General features: G+C 40.4%; 24 protein-coding genes and 1 pseudogene. 4 read left to right on the top strand and 21 right to left on the bottom strand.

Features of this window, described 5'->3' with window-relative positions; genetic code table 11:
- Window positions 1-5 precede the first annotated feature (5 nt).
- From BQ4305_RS14240 to BQ4305_RS14185, 13 genes are all read right to left on the bottom strand, one after another.
- Window positions 6-1,307: a replicative DNA helicase gene (locus BQ4305_RS14240; RefSeq protein WP_110928396.1), complete on the bottom strand. Its 1,302-nt coding sequence runs from the start codon at window positions 1,305-1,307 to the stop codon at window positions 6-8.
- Window positions 1,288-2,088 carry a replication protein gene (locus BQ4305_RS14235; RefSeq protein ID WP_110928395.1) on the bottom strand — a complete coding sequence of 267 codons (801 nt, stop codon included), beginning with the start codon at window positions 2,086-2,088 and terminating at the stop codon, window positions 1,288-1,290. The genes BQ4305_RS14240 and BQ4305_RS14235 overlap by 20 nt, the downstream gene beginning before the upstream one ends.
- Window positions 2,089-2,105: 17 nt before the next feature.
- Window positions 2,106-2,528 (bottom strand): hypothetical protein, encoded by a 423-nt coding sequence (locus tag BQ4305_RS14230; protein ID WP_110928394.1) that lies wholly within the window; start codon window positions 2,526-2,528, stop codon window positions 2,106-2,108.
- On the bottom strand, window positions 2,529-3,266 hold the full coding sequence (locus BQ4305_RS14225) for an MBL fold metallo-hydrolase (RefSeq protein WP_110928393.1): 738 nt from the start codon (window positions 3,264-3,266) through the stop codon (window positions 2,529-2,531).
- A gap of 2 nt (window positions 3,267-3,268) precedes the next feature.
- Window positions 3,269-4,201 (bottom strand): RecT family recombinase, encoded by a 933-nt coding sequence (locus BQ4305_RS14220; protein ID WP_110928392.1) that lies wholly within the window; start codon window positions 4,199-4,201, stop codon window positions 3,269-3,271.
- Window positions 4,202-4,215: 14 nt separating this feature from the next.
- Window positions 4,216-4,650 (bottom strand): hypothetical protein, encoded by a 435-nt coding sequence (locus BQ4305_RS14215; protein WP_110928391.1) that lies wholly within the window; start codon window positions 4,648-4,650, stop codon window positions 4,216-4,218.
- 17 nt (window positions 4,651-4,667) lie between these two features.
- Window positions 4,668-4,895 carry a YqaI family protein gene (locus BQ4305_RS14210; protein ID WP_110928390.1) on the bottom strand — a complete coding sequence of 76 codons (228 nt, stop codon included), beginning with the start codon at window positions 4,893-4,895 and terminating at the stop codon, window positions 4,668-4,670.
- A complete protein-coding gene (locus BQ4305_RS21545) occupies window positions 4,888-5,049 on the bottom strand; it encodes a DUF6906 family protein (protein ID WP_199880696.1) in 162 nt (53 codons plus the stop codon). Before BQ4305_RS21545 ends, BQ4305_RS14210 begins: the two co-directional genes overlap by 8 nt.
- Window positions 5,046-6,563, bottom strand: coding sequence for an ATPase (locus BQ4305_RS14205; protein WP_199880695.1), 1,518 nt, complete (start codon window positions 6,561-6,563; stop codon window positions 5,046-5,048). Before BQ4305_RS14205 ends, BQ4305_RS21545 begins: the two co-directional genes overlap by 4 nt.
- Complete coding sequence (locus BQ4305_RS14200; RefSeq protein ID WP_110928389.1) at window positions 6,564-6,779, bottom strand: hypothetical protein; 216 nt, start codon at window positions 6,777-6,779, stop codon at window positions 6,564-6,566.
- A gap of 13 nt (window positions 6,780-6,792) precedes the next feature.
- Window positions 6,793-7,521 (bottom strand): phage antirepressor KilAC domain-containing protein, encoded by a 729-nt coding sequence (locus BQ4305_RS14195; protein WP_110928388.1) that lies wholly within the window; start codon window positions 7,519-7,521, stop codon window positions 6,793-6,795.
- Window positions 7,522-7,636: 115 nt separating this feature from the next.
- Entirely contained in the window at window positions 7,637-7,873 is a 237-nt protein-coding gene (locus BQ4305_RS14190) for a hypothetical protein (RefSeq protein ID WP_110928387.1), read from the bottom strand.
- A 14-nt stretch (window positions 7,874-7,887) separates the two neighbouring features.
- Window positions 7,888-8,097: a helix-turn-helix domain-containing protein gene (locus tag BQ4305_RS14185; RefSeq protein WP_234396987.1), complete on the bottom strand. Its 210-nt coding sequence runs from the start codon at window positions 8,095-8,097 to the stop codon at window positions 7,888-7,890.
- A gap of 224 nt (window positions 8,098-8,321) precedes the next feature.
- Here BQ4305_RS14185 and BQ4305_RS14180 point away from each other — a divergent pair, with 224 nt between their 5' ends.
- Both BQ4305_RS14180 and BQ4305_RS14175 read left to right on the top strand, forming a co-directional pair.
- A complete protein-coding gene (locus BQ4305_RS14180) occupies window positions 8,322-8,978 on the top strand; it encodes an XRE family transcriptional regulator (protein ID WP_110928385.1) in 657 nt (218 codons plus the stop codon).
- A 15-nt stretch (window positions 8,979-8,993) separates the two neighbouring features.
- On the top strand, window positions 8,994-10,346 hold the full coding sequence (locus tag BQ4305_RS14175) for a recombinase family protein (protein ID WP_110928384.1): 1,353 nt from the start codon (window positions 8,994-8,996) through the stop codon (window positions 10,344-10,346).
- 34 nt (window positions 10,347-10,380) lie between these two features.
- Here the strand turns inward: BQ4305_RS14175 and BQ4305_RS14170 are convergent, their stop codons facing one another.
- The 4 genes from BQ4305_RS14170 to BQ4305_RS14150 all read right to left on the bottom strand — a co-directional run bounded on the left by BQ4305_RS14170 (window position 10,381) and on the right by BQ4305_RS14150 (window position 13,990).
- On the bottom strand, window positions 10,381-10,806 hold the full coding sequence (locus BQ4305_RS14170) for a hypothetical protein (RefSeq protein WP_110928383.1): 426 nt from the start codon (window positions 10,804-10,806) through the stop codon (window positions 10,381-10,383).
- A 316-nt stretch (window positions 10,807-11,122) separates the two neighbouring features.
- Complete coding sequence (locus BQ4305_RS14160) at window positions 11,123-11,965, bottom strand: DegV family protein (protein WP_110928381.1); 843 nt, start codon at window positions 11,963-11,965, stop codon at window positions 11,123-11,125.
- 159 nt (window positions 11,966-12,124) lie between these two features.
- Window positions 12,125-12,808, bottom strand: coding sequence for a response regulator (locus tag BQ4305_RS14155; RefSeq protein WP_110928380.1), 684 nt, complete (start codon window positions 12,806-12,808; stop codon window positions 12,125-12,127).
- Window positions 12,809-12,841: 33 nt separating this feature from the next.
- Complete coding sequence (locus tag BQ4305_RS14150; protein ID WP_110928379.1) at window positions 12,842-13,990, bottom strand: sensor histidine kinase; 1,149 nt, start codon at window positions 13,988-13,990, stop codon at window positions 12,842-12,844.
- An 819-nt stretch (window positions 13,991-14,809) separates the two neighbouring features.
- On the opposite strand from BQ4305_RS14150, the gene BQ4305_RS14145 reads away from it, so the two are divergent.
- The gene (locus tag BQ4305_RS14145; RefSeq protein WP_110928378.1) at window positions 14,810-15,445 is read left to right on the top strand and encodes a YigZ family protein; all 636 of its coding nucleotides are present in this window, start codon (window positions 14,810-14,812) and stop codon (window positions 15,443-15,445) included.
- 167 nt (window positions 15,446-15,612) lie between these two features.
- Window positions 15,613-16,638 (top strand): LCP family protein, encoded by a 1,026-nt coding sequence (locus BQ4305_RS14140; protein ID WP_110928377.1) that lies wholly within the window; start codon window positions 15,613-15,615, stop codon window positions 16,636-16,638.
- Between the two features lie 215 nt (window positions 16,639-16,853).
- Here BQ4305_RS14140 and BQ4305_RS14135 read toward each other — a convergent pair whose 3' ends face one another.
- From BQ4305_RS14135 to BQ4305_RS14120, 4 genes and pseudogenes are all read right to left on the bottom strand, one after another.
- On the bottom strand, window positions 16,854-17,903 hold the full coding sequence (locus BQ4305_RS14135; RefSeq protein WP_110928376.1) for a glycosyltransferase family 4 protein: 1,050 nt from the start codon (window positions 17,901-17,903) through the stop codon (window positions 16,854-16,856).
- 312 nt (window positions 17,904-18,215) lie between these two features.
- Window positions 18,216-18,947 carry a WecB/TagA/CpsF family glycosyltransferase gene (locus BQ4305_RS14130; protein WP_110928375.1) on the bottom strand — a complete coding sequence of 244 codons (732 nt, stop codon included), beginning with the start codon at window positions 18,945-18,947 and terminating at the stop codon, window positions 18,216-18,218.
- Between the two features lie 122 nt (window positions 18,948-19,069).
- Window positions 19,070-19,852, bottom strand: a pseudogene (gene tagH, locus BQ4305_RS14125) (teichoic acids export ABC transporter ATP-binding subunit TagH); the annotation flags it as partial.
- Window positions 19,853-19,867: 15 nt separating this feature from the next.
- On the bottom strand, window positions 19,868-20,686 hold the full coding sequence (locus BQ4305_RS14120; RefSeq protein ID WP_110928819.1) for an ABC transporter permease: 819 nt from the start codon (window positions 20,684-20,686) through the stop codon (window positions 19,868-19,870).
- Window positions 20,687-20,866: the final 180 nt, after the last annotated feature.

Here is a 20,866-nt window from a genome sequence, read left to right as displayed (position 1 = left end):
CCCGTTCAACTTTCATCCTTTTTTAAAGGAAGCTCTTCAAATTTTTGTTTCCAGTTCAGAAAGAGTAGCTTGAATTCATTCACTCCAATGTCACGGCCCTTTGCAAAGGTCTGATTGATGATTTTACCGTGTGAGGACGTTTCCCCTTCGGTCCATAAAAACTCCACCACATCGGCGTCCTGCTCTATGGAACTGGACTCTTTCAAATCTGCTAATACCGGCCGTCTTGGAATACCTCCCTTTTCCGAGTCCCTTGTCATTTGGGAAAGCATCATGAAGCAGCAATTCATTTCCATTGCAATCTGTTTCGCCTGACCGGTCACTCTTCCAATTGCCAGCGCCCTGGTATCTCCCTTTGTCTGTGGGATATTCATAATCTGTAAATAATCCACCACGATCATGGCAATCTTTCCGTATTTCTTCTTAAACTGTTTGGCCGTAGCCTTTATATGCTCAATGGTTACACCAGCGCTGTCCTCCATAAAAATCGGAAGGTATTCAAAGTTCTCATATGCACGATCTAAAAGGGCTTGTTCTCTATCATTAAGGTTCTTCATCTTAATCCTTTGAAATGGAATACCAGTTAAAGAAGAGAGCATCCGGTCCTTCAAGGAGTTACGTTTCATTTCCTGGCTCCATACCAGGACAACCCCTTCATTCTGTTTAGCGACTCCATAAATTCGCTGTAGCGCAATGGCTGTTTTTCCGACTGATGGCCGGCCGGCGCTGATAAATAACCACCCCCGCCAAAGTCCGTGCGCCCATCTATCAAACTCCTTAAATCCCGTTTTTATATACTCTGCAGGAGTTTTTAAATGCGTATAGTACTCTTCCTTCGTTTCTGAAAAGCTGAGCATTTGAGAATTGTCCTGCGGCCGTAATTCAGTGATGAGCTGCTCAATATATGAAAAATACTCTTCATCTGATTCATAATCATCCCGGCTCATTCCATCAATTATGTGTGCTGTGTTCTTTATTCGCCGTTCCATGGCCTTAGAGCGTATAATCCGAGCATAATGCTCTATGTTTGCTGTAGAAGGGCAGGAGGCGGCCAATTCTGACAAATAGGTGACGCCCCCGATTCTATCAATATCTCCAAACTTGACATAAGCATCGGTCACAGTAACGATATCCACCGGCTTCTGCTTCTCTTCCAGGAATCTCATAACTTTATAGATTTCCTTGTGCTTAGGAAGCAAGAAATCTCTTTCCTCTAAAAATGCTATTTGATCTAAAACATCAGGATCCAGGAACACTGCACCTAAAACAGATTGTTCTGCAGTAATTTCAGTTCCAGTTAAATTCATCCGGATTCTTCCCTTCTGCTATCCATCTTTGAAACTCGATATCTATGTCCCTTGCATCCCTGCGTTGTGGAGCTGCGGCTTGTTTTGGTTTCTTTTCTGTATTCATCTTGATTGCTAAATCCCCGAATTTTTCACGGAGCTTCTTGGCAGAAAGGACATTCGTTCTCCAAAATGAATCCTTCACAACCCAATCCATTACTTCCTTGGCCAATTTTTTGGTAACACCGTCTAATTCAACCAGCTTTCGAAAATCATCTGCCCAGGTTTGTAAATTTGCTTTTCTGATAAGATGCTCAACGCCCGCCTCTTTCGCCACAGCAGCCACCTTCTCGTGGAAATAAAGAGCCATTTTATAATAGGAGTTATCTTCTCCGTATTTTTGCTTAGCAGCACGTTTCTTTTTTGGCTTTTCTTCCTGCTCGTTATTTTCTATATTGGAGGAAAGAGAGGACTTCCTTTTGCTCTCCGGCTGTCCCCATTCATCATAATTTTTATTAAAGCTCAAAACCCTCGCCCCTTTTTCACCTGTTCCTAATACATTAACTACCTGGCTATCTATTAGAACTTTTAATTCACGATCAACCTGGCTTCTGCTTGCATTTATCTTTTTAGCAATATATGTTATAGAAAAATCATTCTCAGTCGTTTGGAAGCCGTAGGTACATCTCCATATGAAGAGCAATATTCTAAGCTGTGTACCATTGAATGGCAGCTTTATTACGTGTTCCATAATCTCGTTTGCAATTCGTGTAAATCCTTTTTTAAGTTGTGGACTGGCCATAAAGCTTCATCCGTTCTTTATCTCTGAATAGTGTTGATCTGGAATAAAGGAGACTCTTTCATTAAAGTTAAAAGCTCATCGATTTTAAGTTCATGCCCGTTTCTTTCTGCCATCAGCCTGATTAGATTAGTGACAGCCAGAATCAGACGATCATTTTTCTCTTTTTCCTTATCCAGCTGCTCGATATAGTGCAGTTTGATATCTTCAACTTCTTGCTCTGTAAATACATCTTCTGCAGGCTGCTCATCGTCTTCCTTAATCTCCAGGCAAACATCTGGATCAAATAGTTCACCTGATAATGCTCCATCTATAACTTGGTATTTCCAACGTCTGTCTAAAAGAGTAAGAGAATACAACTGACGTACTTCAAACAACTCGCCTTTATTGGCAATTCTCCCTCTGCCTTGCTTATGAATATCTTTTAATAGTTTAATTTTCATTTAAAACACCTCTATTTCATAATCTCTGTTGGCTTTAAATCCTCTTCTGGCCAACTCTCGAATAGTTGTCATCTTGGCTAGATCAGCGAAGTTATTGCTGCTGGATAAGTGGGTCAGATAAATCTTTTCGCCGATTCCTTTAATCAACTTGGCCAGGGCTTCCGCAGTCTGCTTATTGCTTAAGTGACCGATATCAGATAAGACCCTTGCTTTGACGCTGTTTGGATATTGAGAATACTCAACCATGGCCGGCTCGTGATTGGATTCAATAATGAAAAAGTTGCTGTATTTCATGGCTTGAATCATTTCCTCGTCCACCTTGCCAGTATCCAAACAGACAGACACTTTATCCCCAACATTGTCCACAATGGCAAAACCAATTGGTTCATGAGCATCGTGGTAAGTTTTAAAGACCGTTATATCAAAATTAAAAGCTTGCAGATTCCCTTTAATGACTCGTTTCAACTCAGGGTCCACGCCTTTAATGCTTTTCCATTCGCCCTCAGAGGCATAGACTGGAATCTTGTACTTATTGGCTATTGGCAGCCCTTTAACGTGGTCTGAGTGAGCATGAGTGATAAAGATGGCATCTATGGAGTCGGGACGAATCCCGACCTCCAATAGCCTTTTCTCAATTTGCGTCTTAGGAATCCCCGCATCAGCTAAAATCGTGTTTTCTCCTGAACGAATAGCTATTACATTGCCTTTGGATCCACTCGCTATGATGTCTACCTTCATAATTAATCCAGCTCGTCATTACTTGAATTTTGCGCTTCCTGCATGTCTAAGTGCATTTCAAGCAGCTGCAGCAGTCCAACATAATCTGCAAGGGATGGGTTTTCTGGGAAACTTGGAGCATGTTTAGCGATATAAGCTAGCTGTTCCTTTTTAGGGATGCCCAGCTGCTTAAAGGCTTTGCTCACATCACCGCGGATTCTCTTAATCTCTGGATCTTCAACAGGCTTCTTTTCTTCACTGACAGGCTTATCGATAAGATCCTGGTTAGGAGTGATGTCTTTGCGATCTTGCGGTTTATATTCAGGGACGGCAGCAGCATCGGTAACAGTCTCCATTCCTTCAACCACTACGTCCGCGATATCAAATTGTCCTTTTATTGCTCTGGTTCCTACATGTTTTTTGAACATATCAGGGTCCACATCGCCATTATCTTGTTTCCAAAACTTGCCGTTAATCTTCATCCATTTTTGAACTTCTGAAACATCCATGAAGACTACGTAATTACTTCTATTTTCTCGTTTGGCAATAGCATAGGCCCCCATCACCTTGCCTCTAGGAAATCTCGGTTTATGCTTTACACCAACCATTTCACCCTCATCATTTAAAACCACATCGAAGTCATCAATTTCGTTTTCGCAAACAACTTGCGAGAAAATCCCTTGATATCCCTCAGACTTTTGAGCCAAGGATTTCAGCCCTTCATATGAAACCCGAATATCCATCTTTCCTCCATACACAATTGGGAAAGCATGTTTTAGTGATGGATCCAGCCCCATTCGATTACATTGATACATGAAGAGGTTAAACTGTGGGATCGATAAATCTTTACCTACCGTCTCTTTCATAGTCATAAGTTCATTAACGCCGAAGTCACCGATCTGATGTAACTCATTAAGTTCCGTATTTTGAGTAACGATTGAATTATTGTTTGCCATTGTTAAATTCCTCCTTAATATCTATCTTCTTCATCAAATTTGACTGTCAGAGAAGGGTTCCACTTGTTTGATAGATTTTCAACTGTGCTATCTATCATGCTTTTCGTGAAGGCTTCAATACTCCTTTGGCTTGACAACTGCCTCTTAAGTTCTTCTTTAAGAGATTCTCTGTTTTCATCCAAAATTTCTTTAACCATTTCCTTGCAAAGTTCTGTGACAGTCGTGTGGACATGATAATCGATTAAGTTATATTTATTATCACTAGAGTAGCTGCTTACCTTACCGCTCTTATCAACTTTTGTCATAAGCATTGTTTTAATGGCTGTGCTAACAAGTTCATCTTTTTTCCCTAAAGCTTCAGCAATGCTTGATTGAACTACTCCTTGTACGATTTCTCCGATATACTTTTCATCAATTTTTAAATCAAGCCCCATGATATTGTTTGCCATAATTTAAACTCCTCCTATCAATCTGCAATTTTGAATATGAAACCTTTAGCTTCAATCAGGTAATCTTCCAATCTATCTTCCGGAACAGCCTCACCATTCTCCGGATCAAGCACGATGGAATCCCCTTCTAGGATTTCATTGCCAAAGTAATCTGTACCTGAATGCTCCGGCTGGGCGACCATATTGGCATATCCCGTTTTCCTAATCTGGGTAACGTCCGGGTGCTCAATGTGATCTTTACTCATGCGGAACCTCCCGGGTCTGACCTGTATACCGATGGATAATCGTCATGTTTTCCCCTTCTGGATGCTTAAGAAAGAGCCAGTCTTTGCTTTCCTTAATCCCGATGGCTTGGACGGCTTTATGCTGACGGACGGTTAATCGTTTGCCGCGTTTCATTCCGCATCCTTCCCTTCTATTTTCAGTTCCTGCCCGGCAACTACCCGGCTTAATATCATCTGTCCGATAGGCTCCTTAAATTTCGTAATGGACTCAGCATTATCCACGACAACCGGCGTAACAAGGTCACTCTGCTGGCTAAGGACATCCCTTAATTCCAAGCCTGCCCGGATGCTTTCGGACAATGACAGGGTCCTGTACGGCTTACCATCCAGTTCGATTTCAAAGGTGTTTTTCAACTCGCCATTCTTCTGTTCTTCAAACAGGCGGACGGATAAAGTATCAAATAGAGCTTGTACTTTTTCAGCCTGTAATTCGGCTTCCTTGGCCTTGAATGCCTTCACACTGTCCAGGATGAAAATTGATTCATTGAGGGATTTAAGTGTGTCTTTTTCATCTGTCTTAGCTTGTTCAGTTTCTTCTTGTAATCTATTAAACTCAGCATATTCTCTAATAGCAGAGCGCAATGGCTGTCCTGATTCATCCAGCTTTTTGATTTCCTCTCTAAGTACAGCTGGATCGATAAATTCCAGGCCAGCTAATTTTTCTTGCAGTTCGTTCCTTTTGCTAACAAGCTCTTTATGCTGCTTCCTGTGATCAGCTTTGCGTTGCTCGATTTCCGCATTCACCTCGGAAACCGCTTCTTCATCCAAAGGTTGTTTACACATGTCACAAGTATCCTGGGCAACTTGTGTTTTTATTTTTTGCCAACGCTCGAATGACATTTCAATTTGTTGCTGCAGGTTCAAAATCTCAGCCTGAGTCTTATTGAAATCCTGATTTTTATCCCATATGTCATCCATCTGGTTTTCTTTCTCCCGCACCTGCTTATCTATTTGTGCAAGTTCCACTTTCAATGATTCGATGGGAGCTTGAATATCGGAAAACCTATCCAGCTGCTCTTTAAGTGTCTTTGTCCGGCTTTGTGCAGCTATATATTTTTTGTCCAGGCTTGTCTTATTCTCAGCGTGGATTTTCTTAATATCATCTAAACTATGCTTTTTTAATAAAGCAGCTAGGCATTTGTGTTGCTCGTCCGGCATATGCTTTAATACTTCTTTATTTGCTGGAGAGGATACATATTGCAGTAACGTGGCCCTTTGCTTCTCCCAATGTAGAGAGGGAAAATAATGAGGATTGAACAGCGATAGGAATAAATCCTTCGTGAATAGGTTCTCGACAATCTCATTAAATTCGCCAGCTTTTGATGGCACTTCGTTGATGTAATACGCAGTTTTGCCTTTCTTTAGGCCTCTGCCCAGTAATAAAGACTTTTCATCAATATCCAATAAAAGTGAAACCATCGTCTCCTCTGCCTCGTATGTAATAGGCGCAGGATTCAATTTGCTTCCTGTGGCATCAGTGCCGTACAATAGCCATGGGATAGACTCCACAACGGTAGTCTTTCCTTTCGCGTTATCCGCCGTGATCTGTGTCGTGTCGCCAAACTCAACTGTCAGATCACGGTGCGATTTAAAATTAGTAAGGGTCAAAGCTTTAAAGATAATCTTCACTTAGCAAACCTCCAATGCATCATATTGATATCTCACACACAAAACCGGCAAATTGATTTCTGCAATCAGCTCATCGTTTTGATCGAACAGCATGTATTGCCCGTCCCTCTCGATAATGTCCTCAACAATTTTGTCTGCGTATTTGTTTCCAATCTCAATCGAATGAACCCATCTTCTTGCATCTACTTCTATAGACTTGATCGTTCTTTCAGGCATCTCTCTCATCTCCTCACTCAGCTATTTTCATTTCATTGTTAAGAAATTTATTTATGAAATAAATCTGACCCTTTCCAGTTACCTTAGGCGTTCTGGTTGTACGACTGGACCCATCTGGATTGCTGACAATTCTCTTTTTAATTTCAAACAGACCCAAATCCATGCTTTTCTGAGAAGGCAGGTTAAACATCTCTCCTTTTTTCTTAATGAGATATCCTTTCTCCCGCAGCCATTCAAACAGCCTGTTTTGCCCAATTTCAATTCCATTCTGCTTTAGCAGCTTTGACAGCTCTCCGATCAAGATGGATGACTGTGAGACCTCCACCGCCTCCGCAAACAGAACCTTTGGTTTATCCAAAGCAATTTTCTCTTTTAGCTCAATTACTTTTTGATCAGCAAATTGAAGCGCCCTTTTCATTACCATCTCTGGACTGTTCCATAGTTTCTCCAGCTGCAGGAAATACTGACGGGCCTGCTTTCCTTTTTCCGTTCTCTGGATCATGGAGATTTCTTTTGCCATATCTAATTTGATGTGGTGATCTACAATTTCTTGCATTCCTCCAGGGGTCGGACATTTTTGGGTCACCCTTAGGAAATCAATTTTTTCATTAAATCCATACTCGGTCATTCGGCCGAACCATTTTCGATATTCAGTCTTAACTTCCAGAAATTTATGAAGCTCCCGGCCGCTTACAATAATTTCACCCTGTTCATTTTGATTCGTGGTGATGATTTCATTCATTATTTTCACCTCCTTTCATTTCCTCTCTAGCAAAGATTCCACCTAACATAAAACTGAACGTGCTTGCCAACAAAAGACAAAATACAAATGTAGTTAAAGTGACCATGATTACCTCCTACGAGATTTGTTTAGCTTTTCCTTTATAAGTCAACACTGTGGATAGCGTCCCGTTCTCATAAACCACTTTTCTGTCATATTCTTGCATTAAAGAACTACTTGACTTTTTTTCGTCCGGAGCAACATACTCCCATGCGTTGTTCCTATTTAAAACTTCAGCCAACCCTTCAGGTGCTTGAAATTCAAATCCATCAATCGAAACGCTAATGATTTGAAACGACTGTTTTATTTTCATCCCTCCACCTCTCTCTACTTTTGAAGTAAACTCCCTTCCCTCTCTCTACTTAAAGTAGAGTCATGGTTAAAAAAAATAAAATCATAACTTACATCTAAGATTCGACAGATTTTTTTTGCTTCACCGATAGTTACGTTATCCGGATCCTTTTCCATCTTGCTATAAGTTTGAACGTGAATCCCTAGACGTTTAGCTATGTCGCGTTGTGTAAAACCCTTTAGCATTCTAGCTTGTTTTAAAGTGAGTATCATGGTTATCACCTCGCTTTTCATCTTGCTTAACCAAATATTAATCTACTTAAAGTAGAATGTCAATAATAAATCTATCTACTTTTTCTACTTTAAAAGTGTCCTACTATATTAAAAGTAGATTTTTTTCGACTTTAAGTTGAATATATTCTACTTTTAGTTTATGATATTTAATAACAGAAGACCGGGGGGGATATAAAATGAGTATTGGTAAAAATATAAAAAAACTAAGAGAAATGCATAATCTTTCCCAAAAAGACCTTGCAGAGATTGCAGGGGTTACTGATAAAGCAGTCTCAACTTGGGAGAACGGAATTAAAGAACCAAGAATGGGAGCTATTCAAAAAATCGCAGATCACTTTGGAATTAGAAAAAGTGACATTATAGAAGATAAAACTTCAAAAGTTAATCCAATTAGTTTAAAACACCATAATATTGATGGTTTTTCTAAACCAGTACCTTTGCTTGGATCTATAGCAGCAGGTCTTCCAATCGAAATGGTAGCAGTACAAGAATGGGTAAATGTTCCGTTTGAAATTGCTGATAAATATCCTGATGCCTTTTTAGTGAAAGTTACTGGGGACAGCATGAATAAAGTTGTTCCTCCAGATGCCTTAGCTTTAATAGATCCAACTCAAGAGGTAAAGAACGGAGATATCGCAGCAGTGGCTGTGAATGGTTATGACGCTACTCTAAAACGTTTTTATAAATTCCAAGATGGAATTACTTTAGAACCAGAAAGCTATAACCCTAAACATACAACTCAGTTTTATAATTCAAAGGAGCAAGAATTTAACCCAATCCATATTAAAGGAAAATTAGTTTGGTACATGGCTCCTCTAAATATTAAATTCTAAAATTGGAGGTTCATAATGGTTAAAGCTGCACTATATATTCGAGTTAGTACACAGGAACAGATTGAAAATTATAGTATTGAAGTTCAAAGAGAACGATTAGAAGCGTATTGCAAAGCGAAAAATTGGGAAGTTCAGGACTTTTATATCGATGGGGGATTTTCTGGATCCACACTGGAGAGACCTGATTTGCAAAGAATGCTGAAAAATTTAAAGGAAATAGATGCGGTTGTTGTTTATAAATTAGACAGATTGTCTCGTTCACAAAAAGATACGTTAGAACTTATTGAAGAGCATTTCTTAAAAAACGATGTGGATTTTGTATCGATTACTGAAACATTAGACACCTCCTCACCATTCGGAAAAGCGATGATAGGAATTTTATCTGTTTTCGCGCAATTAGAACGAGAAACTATTGCAGAAAGAATGCGAATGGGCCATATCAAAAGAGCAGAGAATGGTTTGAGAGTTATGGGCGGGGATTATGATCCTGCAGGGTATGCCAGGGTAGATGGCCATCTTGTATTAAAGGAAGATGAGTCAAAACACATAAAAAGAGCATTTGATCTTTATGAAGCATATCACTCTATAACCATTGTCCAAAAGAACTTAAAAGAAGAAGGTTATCCAGTTTGGAGATTCAGAAGGTACAGAGATATCCTATCCAATCCTCTATACATCGGACAAGTAAAGTTTGCAGGTGAGCTTTACCAGGGTCAACACGATCCAATAGTCACAGAAGAACAATTCGACCGCGTACAAGCCCTTCTGAGACGCCACAAGGGTAATAATGCTCATAAGGCTAAAACAAGCCTCCTGAGTGGTTTATTGGGGTGCAGTTGCTGTGGTGAATCGTTTGTAGCTTATTCAACTGGAATATCAAAGAAAAATAAGAAAAATTATTATTATTACATATGTAAAGCACGTAGATTTCCGTCCGAATATGAAACTAAATGTGTAAACAAAATCTGGAGTAAAGATAAAATTGAGTCCTTAGTACTTGAAGAATTAAAAAACATGTTATTAAAAAAATCAACTGATCAGAAAAAGAGACCTACTGTAGATTATAATAAGCTCCTTAAAGATGTTGACAGAAAAATTGAACGTTTGATCCAGCTATATACCAATGAGAAAATCGATAATAATTTATTAGAGAAACAATTATCGAAGTTAACCGAAGAAAAAAATCGAATAATCAACAAGCAGACCATACAAGAAGAAGACACATTTATAATTTCTGAGGATATGTTAGATAACATAAAACATAATTTAGATGTACTTGATTTCCCCGACAAGAGAGCAATAGTGCAAAGTTGCATTAGACAAATTTATATCGAACATGATCACGTCAAAATTGATTGGCGTTTTTAATAACACATTTTTTTAGGTATTCATTGTTGGCTATTCAAACCGCCCATACCAGGAGCTGCTCTCCCTTCTCTACTGCCTTTACAACCCGGTTGGAGGCCGTTTGCTGTCCATCTGACAATTCTCCGGTCCAGGCCATGACTTCCTCAAGGATGGGGAATTCGGTTTTAGGCCCTTTCCAGCCATATAGGAAAGAACATTCGCTCACACGCCCCATCATTATGCAGGCACGGCAGTAAGTGCAGGCTTCCTTGCCGCAGATTTGACAGGGAAAGCTATAAAACAGATGGCGGTCTTGATTGCCGCATCTCTCACAAAAAAATCCTGTCTTCTTTCTTATGATGCCTTTTGTTTTGGTTATGAATTCGCTGTCCAACGAGTCATCCGGAAACGGGATTTCACTCCTCAGCAGCTGCCGGCCGGCTAAATGCAGACAAAGAGCTTTTGAACTGATATTTTGCAAAACACTTCCTCCTTTCCCTAACAACCATTCGCTCTAAAAATGAGAAATCCTTTTTTCGGTTATATAGAGGCCGTAGCACAACTTAAGTTGAAATGCATTTCATTAACAAAACCCTGAACCAAAAACTGTGATTGCTGAAGATTGGAACGAAAGGTGTGAGACTCCTGCGGGACTAGAGGGCCAGGTGAGACCCCGGAGGCGGTACGCCGAGAAGGCTCACCGCCCTCCCCGCGGAAAGCGAGCAGCCTGGAGTGGAAATCATCCACTTCCTTGCTTTAGTAACAAAAAAGCCCGTCATATGACAGGCTTTCTCTGTTTATTTTCGATACCAAGTTAAGCCCATCGCACCTTCACCAAGATGTGTGCCGATAACAGGACCAAAATAGCTGATATCAAACTCCACATTTGGATACTGTGCGTGCAGCTCCTCTTTCCATTCCTCGGCTTCCTTCAGCCTTTTAGCATGAATGATCACCGCTTTGTAGCTGCCGCCTGCATTTGCATCCTCTCCAAGCAGCTCATTTACCCGCTTCATCGCCTTTTTCCGAGTGCGGATTTTCTCGAATGGAACAATGACTTTATCTTTAAAGTGCAGAATCGGCTTCACCTGCAGCAGGCTTCCAATCAGGGCCTGGGCGCTGCTAAGACGGCCGCCACGCTGAAGATGTGATAAATCATCCACAACAAAATAGGCCCGCAGTGATTTCTTCATTTCATCAAGCCTTGCGATGATTTCTTTCGGTTCTTTGCCCTGAAGCGCCATTTCCGCTGCTGTTTCTACATAAAAGCCCTGTGCCCCGCAGCTTATTTCTGAATCGTAAGCATACACGTCAATGCCATCTGTCATTTCTCCCGCAGATATAGCTCCCTGGTAGGTACCGCTTATTCCGCTTGATAAATGAATCGAAATGACCGCGTCATATTCTTTCGATAATTGCTCAAACAATTCAACAAATTGACCGATTGGCGGCTGGGAAGTGGTTGGAAGTTTTGCTTCCTTTTTCACTTCCTCATAAAACTGATCAGCAGTTAAATCAATTTCCTCCCGGTATACTTCCTGCTGGAGAACAACCTGCAGAGGGATCATATGTATATGCAGGCGTTCAAGGAGTTCTTTAGGCAAATATGCCGTACTGTCTGTAACGACCGCCGTTTTCATAGGTAAAACCATCCTTCACAATATATTTATCCATAATCCACTATTTTAAAGGAAAGAGCGGGCAATTGCACCGACTAAATCGTTGATATGCTGAATTTACAGGAGCCAGTATGCCAAAAAAGCCCCTCCAAAAGAGGGGCGGTATTTTTGTATAGTTGCTTATTTTACTTCGACCCAGCCATTCTTAATGGCAAGAACAACAGCCTGTGTCCGGTCGTTTACATTCATTTTCTGAAGAATATTGGATACGTGGTTCTTGACGGTTTTTTCACTGATATACAGTGTCTCGCCAATGGAGCGGTTGCTCTTTCCATCTGCTAACAGCTGAAGCACTTCACATTCACGGCGAGTCAAAAGATGCAGCGGACGTCTGATTTCAGGCGCATGGACAGTATCTCCTTCTGAACCTTCCTCGACAGCAAGTCTCCGGTATTCCTTAACCAGGTTATGCGTAACTTTCGGATGCAGATAGGATCCTCCGTCCGCAACAACCCGTACTGCTTCAATCAAGGCATCAGCATCCATTTCTTTAAGCAGATATCCTTGGGCCCCTGTCTTCAGGGCGTGCTGTACATAGTTCTCATCATCATGGATGGAAAGGATAATGACTTTTGTATCCGGATACCGGCTTACAAGCATTTGCGTCGCTTCTACACCGTTTACATTCGGCATATTAATATCCATGATCACTACATCCGGCTGATACGTTTCTACAAGGTTGATCGCCTCGCTCCCGTCATCCCCTTCTGCAACAACATCAAAACTGGCTTCAAAATCCAATATCCGCTTTACTCCCTCTCGGAATAGCTGATGGTCATCAATAATGACAATACTAGTCTTCAATGGCTTTTCCTCCTATAAAAAAACAAATAATATTTATTTAGCATCATGGTAAGGAATTTGGATAAATACAAGCGTACCGGCACCCGGCTGTGAATCGATCGTCATTTCACCTTCCAAGAGCTCTACTCTTTCCTTCATTCCCACTAAACCAAAAGATCCCGCTTTCTGGACGGATGCATCAAATCCTTTTCCGTCATCCTTAATAACAACGGTCGCAGATTCTTTGGAAATCGATAATTTAACTTGAATATTTTTAGGCGATGCATGTTTCAAGGCGTTTTGCACGGCTTCCTGAACAAGCCTGAACAAAGCAACCTCCATATCTCCCGGCAGCCTTTTGACCTGTCCCAAATTGACAAAATTCAAATGAATGCCTTCATTATAATCTTCGGTTGTCTGTAAATATTTTCTTAGGGTAGGCACCAAACCTAAATCATCAAGAGCCATCGGACGCAGGTCATAGATAATCCGCCGCACCTCATATAAGGCATTTCGGACCATCACTTTAAGGTTCTTGATCTCGACCATGGCGGCATCCGGCCCATTCTGTTTATGTACCCGTTCAATCAAATCCGAGCGCATCATGACATTCGCAAGCATTTGAGCAGGACCGTCATGAATCTCCCTCGAAAGCTTCTTGCGCTCCTGTTCCTGAGCTTCGATAATTTTAAAACCAAAATCCTGCTTCCGCCGAGCTTCCTGAAGTACTTCGCCTACATGTTTAAGATCCTGGGTAAGATAATTAAGCACAACAGTTATCTGCGATACAAGATGGGAAGCCCGTTCGATTGTCTGCTGCAGGCTCCTGATCCTGATTTCCAAGTCATCCCGCCGGTTCCTCAGCTGCTTTTCAAGCTGGCGGTTCATCTGTAAATCTACTTGCAGCTTATGGGCGCGTTCATATGCATCTCTCACCTGTTCTTCAGAAAACTGGTTAAAATGCATACTTACCTCGGAAAGACGCTTTCTGGCAAATCGAGCTTTTGAATCCAATGCGTCACTTTCCATGATCACGATTCCGACCCTCGCCCTGATTTCTTCAAGCTCCCTTGTCAGGGATTCATAATCACGGCGGCACTGTTCCTCTATTTCAAAAATAGAATCTTTGCTTTCGCCTACCGTGCTTACCATCGTTTCCAAAATCATGTCCAAGGCCTGAATATCTACTTTTTTTATGGACATATAGATTCCCCCACTAAAACTGCAGTATTGTACATGCTGATGCATATATGTTATGTATACTGAAGGTCCTATCTTCAACACACAGTCCCGCTGCCTCAAACTGTGAAACCGCTGCCTCTCTGAACCCCTTAGCAAAATGCTCATTGCCAGCCAAAGCGAGGCCTCGGCCAAACAAGGGACTCTTTTCTCATAAGACAGCCATTTTCCATCAGTCTGAAGTGACTGCATTCTCATATTTTCAGACTTCATCTACATTCTCTATATTTGTCAAATACGCTGGATAGTATAAATGCTTCTAAAATCAACGATATCTTATTATATATTGTAACAAATATAGCAGAAAAAGACGTGAAATTGTCCCTAAATCATCCATATCATCTATGGAAATATTATCAAGCAGCATTCCTTTCCTGTCTAAGTCCCTATATAACATCCTTTTTTTAAAAATAAGCTGTCTTTTTTACTATAACAATTATATTTCCCTTTTTGTATATATCCATTATCCTAATTGAGAATGATACAGACAATCAAACAGCAAAATCAATCAAAAATTCGGCAATTTGACACTCTATAATGTCCAAATACCCATTCCAGCGCCTAAGGAAAAACACCGGATTGAGGTTTTTATCATTTTTCTCAAAAAATATTCCTTTACGCATATCCCCTGATTTTACAAACTTGAAACCAGTATATTCGACATATTTATTATTGGAATTTTAATTTTGCGAAATTTACAGAACTGTACTGGCTCCAATTGCCACTTTTTAAAGCAAGACTTATAATGAAGCCACAACATTCGGAACCGGAAGGAGAATATCCATGCTGCCCAATTACCTGACAGTAAAAGGACAGGGAAATAATGAAATTATTATCGAAAAATCACGATTTATTGCCCATGTCTCAAGAACAGAAACCGAAGAAGAGGCCCTCGGCTTCATCGCGAAGATCAAGAAAATCCATAAGGATGCAACTCATAACTGCTCGGCCTATATGATTGGAGAACAGAACCAGATCCAAAAAGCGCTGGATGACGGGGAACCGACCGGAACAGCCGGCGTTCCGATCCTGGAAGTCATTAAGAAACGGAATCTGAAGGATACAACAGTCGTTGTGACCCGCTATTTTGGCGGCATCAAGCTCGGAGCTGGCGGATTAATCCGTGCGTACAGCAAAGCAGCATCCGAGGGCATTACGGCCACAGGCGTCGTCCAGCGAAAATTGGTGAAAGTTATCACAGTCGAGGTCGAATACCCGCTGCTCGGAAAACTCGAAAATGAATTAAGGTCCTCTGAATTTCAATTAAAAGAAATCATTTACCTGGATAAAGTGACGATTAACGTCTTTGTAGAGGAGCAGTCCATCCCTCGGTATAAGGATTGGATGGTTGAATTGACCAGCGGACAGGCTAAGATTACAGAAGGCGAACAGTTATACTTAGAAGAAGACTTTTTTTAATCTCCTTCTTTCAGACTGTTCCTTATCTCCTTGTAATTTGATTGAAATGAAACTTTTGTTTTACGAAACAGAGAAATCATTGTAAAATTAGCTATAGTTCAAAAATAGATGAACAGGCTCGAAAAAGATCGATTCCTGCCTGTTATATTTTTAAAGGAGTAGGAAATATGTCTACCACTAGACGTGTCTATAAAATTAAAAAAACGAGGAAGAGACGAAGACGGAAAGTTATGTTCCTCCTTGTTCCCCTTCTTGTTATCGTACTTGGTGCTTCCGCCTATGCAGCCAGTCTTGTGATGAATGCAAAAAATGTCTTTGATGAATCCTATGACCCAGTCTCAGCCTCTTCCAAACGAGATGGCGGTGTTGACCCTCTCAAAGATAATTTCTCTATCCTATTCATTGGAATCGATGACAGTGAGCGACGGAATTATCAAGGAAACTCACGGTCGGACGCCTTGATGCTCGCCACTTTTAACAAAGAGCAAAAATCCGTTAAGCTGCTGAGCATTCCGCGTGACTCCTATGTATATATCCCAGCGAAAAATACAACGACTAAAATCAATGCAGCCCATGCTGCCGGCGGTCCAAAAGCAACCATGGATACAGTAGAAGAACTGTTTGATATCCCCGTTGACTATTATGTCCGCATGAACTTCAATGCGTTCATGGATGTAGTTGATGCTCTGGGCGGGATAGAAGTCGATGTCCCTTATGACCTAAAAGAAATAGATTCAAAAGATAACAAGGGTGCCATCGTACTGAAAGAAGGCCGTCAAACCTTAAATGGTGAAGAGGCATTGGCTGTGGCCAGAACAAGAAAGCAAGACAGCGATATTCAGCGCGGTGAAAGACAGCAGGAAATCCTAAAAGCCATTATGGCAAAAGGAACCTCTGTCGGGGCCGTATCGAAATATACAGATGTAATGGAAGCAATTGGCGACAATATGACGACGAATCTTCGTTTTTCACAAATGAAAGGATTCATCAATTATGTAACTGCTGATTCAGGAATTAAACTGGAAACAGTTAAACTTAAAGGCAGTGACTTAACATTGAACGGAACCTATTATTATCAATTAGATGAAACGTCAGTGGAAGATGTGAAGCTTCAGCTGCAGTCTCATTTAAACTTATCTCCTGCGGAAAGCACGACGGAAACAGAATCCGCTCAGTCTGCCGCCGGACAATAAGAGAAAAAGCCTGAATCCATGTGGATTCAGGCTTTTTCAGCATAATGGACCAAATCCGCATTTGGCTGTTCGAGGGCAGGAAGGACCGAACAAGAATCTTTTGTATATCTAAACCTACAACTAAGCTCTGCGTCAGTCTCTCCTGCCGTCCGCCTTCGCATGAAAAAAGCCCGTCCATTTACGGACAGGCTTTTTTCTATGATTCATCTAATCTATTATTTTTTCATATTTCTCGCACTGAGCATTTTCAAAAGCGGCTGATAGCCGGAGCCAATCAGACCTACTTTTTCCACAAACAGTTCAATAAGCAGCAATAGACCCGCAATAATCAAGAGCGCTCCCCACATTGTAGCAAAGGAGAATATGATGGCCGCCATTCCAAATGATGCCGCCATCGCATAAATAATTAATACGGTCTGACGATGTGTGAATCCGCTGTTCAGCAGGCAATGGTGCAAATGCGACTTATCCGGTGCCGAAATTGGCTTTTTGTGCACAAGACGGCGTATAATGGCAAAGAACGTATCTGAAATAGGAACACCCAGGATAATGATTGGAACAATCAAAGAAATAACCGTGATATTTTTAAAACCTGATAACGATAATACGGCAATAATAAAGCCTAGGAACATCGATCCTGTGTCACCCATAAATATTTTTGCCGGATGAAAATTATATTTCAAAAATCCAAGTGTGCTTCCTAATGTAATCAGAGCAACAGCTGCAACAAATACATCATTCATAATAAGCGCCATAATACCGATCGTGACCATCGCAATCGATGACACACCGCCTGCAAGCCCGTCCAGGCCGTCAATAAAGTTAATGGCGTTCATGATCATAACGACCCATAAAATCGTAAATGGAATACTGAACACTCCAAATTGGATTTCACCGCCAAATGGAAGCTTAATGAATTCTACTTCAAGACCGCCCCAAAGAACAATAATCAAAGCTGCAACGATCTGACCCAAAAACTTAGGAGCCGGACGAAGCTCATATATATCATCCGCAATCCCTACCGCAATAATCACAAGCGCTCCTGTCAGCAGAGGCATATGAAGGGCAGTGTGGGGGATAAACAAGAAAAAGGCAATCATGAAACTGATAAAGATGGACAGTCCGCCCATTCGAGGCATCAATTTCATGTGGACTTTCCGTTCATTCGGTTTATCAGTCGCCCCTATTTTAATTGCCAATTTACCGACATACGGAGTCAGAAAAATGGACAAGATCAATGCTACCAAAAAGGCCACTATTAACATTCTTTCCACCTCTTATTCGACATAAAGCTATCTATTCACAAAACAGTATATTTACGTTTTCTTAATTAAATCTTAACAAATCTTATTTATCCTCAAATACAAATTATAAACGTTTTACCGCTAAATCTCTACTAAAAGTAGTGATTTATATTATTTTGTAAAAAATTAGCTTTATTTGACCTAAAAGGTAATCAGTTTATTAATAAGGTTACCTAATCCACTTTTTTTATCAACGTTGTTTTATAAATGATATAACACGGTATAAATTTTCGCTTTGAAATTCTTTATGTCTTCCATAACTGGATTCTGACATTAACGGCGCTTTGACTTAATCATTACTTTCAATGCAAATCTTGGCAGCATAAGCATTCTTCTCCATCTGGCCGGCTGCTGAATCAGTCTGTACAGCCATTCAAGGTTGGCTTTCTGCCAGAAGACAGGAGCCCGCTTCACTTTCCCTGCGAGTACATCAAAGCTGCCCCCTACACCCATAAATATCCCTTTTTCAAACAAATGATAATGCTTATGAATCCATTTTTCCTGCCTCGGAAAGCCAAGTGCCACTAACACAATATCCGGACGCTGACGGGCTATTTTCTTAGCAAGACCGGCATCATTAATATCAATGTAGCCATGATGGTACCCTGCCAGTTCAATATTTGTGTACTCAAATTGAACCTTGTTAGCAGCCTCTTCAATCACGCTTTCTTCCGCTCCAAGCAAATATACACTGAATCCGTTTTTGTCTGCCAATGAAAATAGATCTTTCATCATATCAAAGCCAGACACCCTTTCCTGAAGGGGCTCTTTCATCCAGCGGGAAGCAAGGATTACGCCAATTCCATCAGGAGTAATATAATCGGCCGTGCAAATGATGTCCTTATATTTTGGATGATCGTTGGCATACTCCACAATTTCCGGATTCGCGGTAACAATGAATGTTTTTTTCTCTTGTTTGAGCCTCGGAGTAATCTCGTCTTTTATAAATTTCTTTTTCGTAGTATTCGTAAAAGGTATGGATAGTATTTCAACTATATTCTTCATTTCCTTCTCTTCAGCCCTTCATAAACGCAGCTAGCATTTTTCTATTTAAGCCTTTGTCAAAAGAATCTAATAAAGTAAAAAGGACAGGCAATACCTTGCCTGTCCTTTTACACAGTGGCCTTGCTCCGTTTTTCCATCTGTTGTTCACGGTATTGTTTTTGTTCTTTTTTAGACATCGCTTTATACTCTTTTAAAAACTTCTCATATTGAGGCATGACTTCTTCAATCGGCCCATAAGCCTTTAATTCTCCATATTCAAGCCAAAGCGCCTTTTGACAAAATTTCTTCATCTGGCCAATTGAATGGCTGACAAAGAACATCGTCTTGCCCCGTTCTTTAAACTCATTCATCTTATCAAGGCATTTTTCCGCAAAGGTTTTATCCCCTACCGATAAAGCCTCATCAATAATCAGAATATCCGGGTCAATATTAACGGAAATAGCAAATCCCAGCCGTGATTTCATGCCGCTTGAATAAGACTTAACCGGCTGATCAATAAATTTGCCCAGCTCCGAAAATTCAATGATTTCGGGTTCTAATTCCTTAATTCTCTTTTTATCAAAGCCTAGCATCAGCATTTTCAATTCAATATTCTCTCGGCCTGACAATTGATTATTTAATCCTGAACTTACAGCAATCAATGCCGTTTTTCCGTTGACCTTCACTTCTCCACCGCTTGGCGGAAGGATTCCGGCAATAATATTGGACAAAGTGGATTTTCCTGAACCATTCACCCCTACAAACCCGATCACATCACCTTTTTCCGCTTCAAAACTGACATTGCGGAGAGCATAATATTCTTCGCCGTAACTCTTCGGCAAAAGTAAATCGAGCAGTTTATCTGAGTTCTTATTATAAAGTTTATATTTTTTCGTCACATTTTGGACGATTACTGATTTATCCAACTCATCACTTCCAGTTTATTTAAAATCGACAAAACGATCTCTAAATTTCACATGCAGATAAGAACCTACAAAAAACAAGACAAGAATTACGATCCAAAAATAAAGCGTATATTCCCAATTATCGATGAAATACCATGACCTGCCAAGAAGCGAAGCCCTATATCCTTCTATAATATAATAAAAAGGATTGGCCATCATAAGCATATGAATCAACGGATAATCTGCCTTTTGCTCATCACTCAACACCCATAGTATCGGCGTCAAATAAAACAATATTCTCATAAGCGACGTAATTAAATTATGGACATCCCTGATGATTGTCGAAAGAGTTGATGTAATCAAACCAATAGACAACAGCAGAATGACTGTAGCTGCCATAAAATAAGGAATCTGTATAATAAACTCTGTAGGGTAATAGCCTGTAAAAGCCAGTAAAATAATAATGACTGCCAGCAGCATCAGATGCTGATAAAGCTTAGCAAAGATAACATACGTCGGGATCACGCTCATCGGAAAGCTCATTTTCGAGACCAAATTCAGACGTGAATAGACCGATTTAGATCCTTGAGTAATGGATGGATTAACGAAAAACCACACCACAATCCCAGAAATCAGCCAAGGAAAGAAAGGAGTTCCTTCTACCTCTCCTCTATTCATGATTCCAAAACCAAACACAAACCAAAAAATACAAATCTGAATAAGCGGGCTGATTATCTCCCATAAGTTCCCCAAATAATTATTATTATTGGCACTTTTCATTTCATATACAGACAATCTTCTTATCAAATAAAAATTACGGATTTGTTCTTTTAATACCGTCAAAGCTGAATTCATAATCATACACGGACCTTCCTGTAACACATAATTCTAAAACATTGTGCTCTTTAAGGGCGAATTTATTAAAAAAAAACATCTTTTTATCTTTATATGGCTAAAAACAGGGTAATGGTTTCAATAAATCATCATGATACTTCTATCATCTGCTCTATTAAAAAAACAGAAGCAAAAATACCT

Source organism: Bacillus massiliglaciei (genome assembly GCF_900098925.1).
GTDB classification, from domain to species: Bacteria; Bacillota; Bacilli; order Bacillales; family DSM-1321; genus Peribacillus; species Peribacillus massiliglaciei.
The sequence above is the reverse complement of the archived record's forward strand: the minus strand, read 5'-3'. Positions and strand labels throughout refer to the sequence as shown.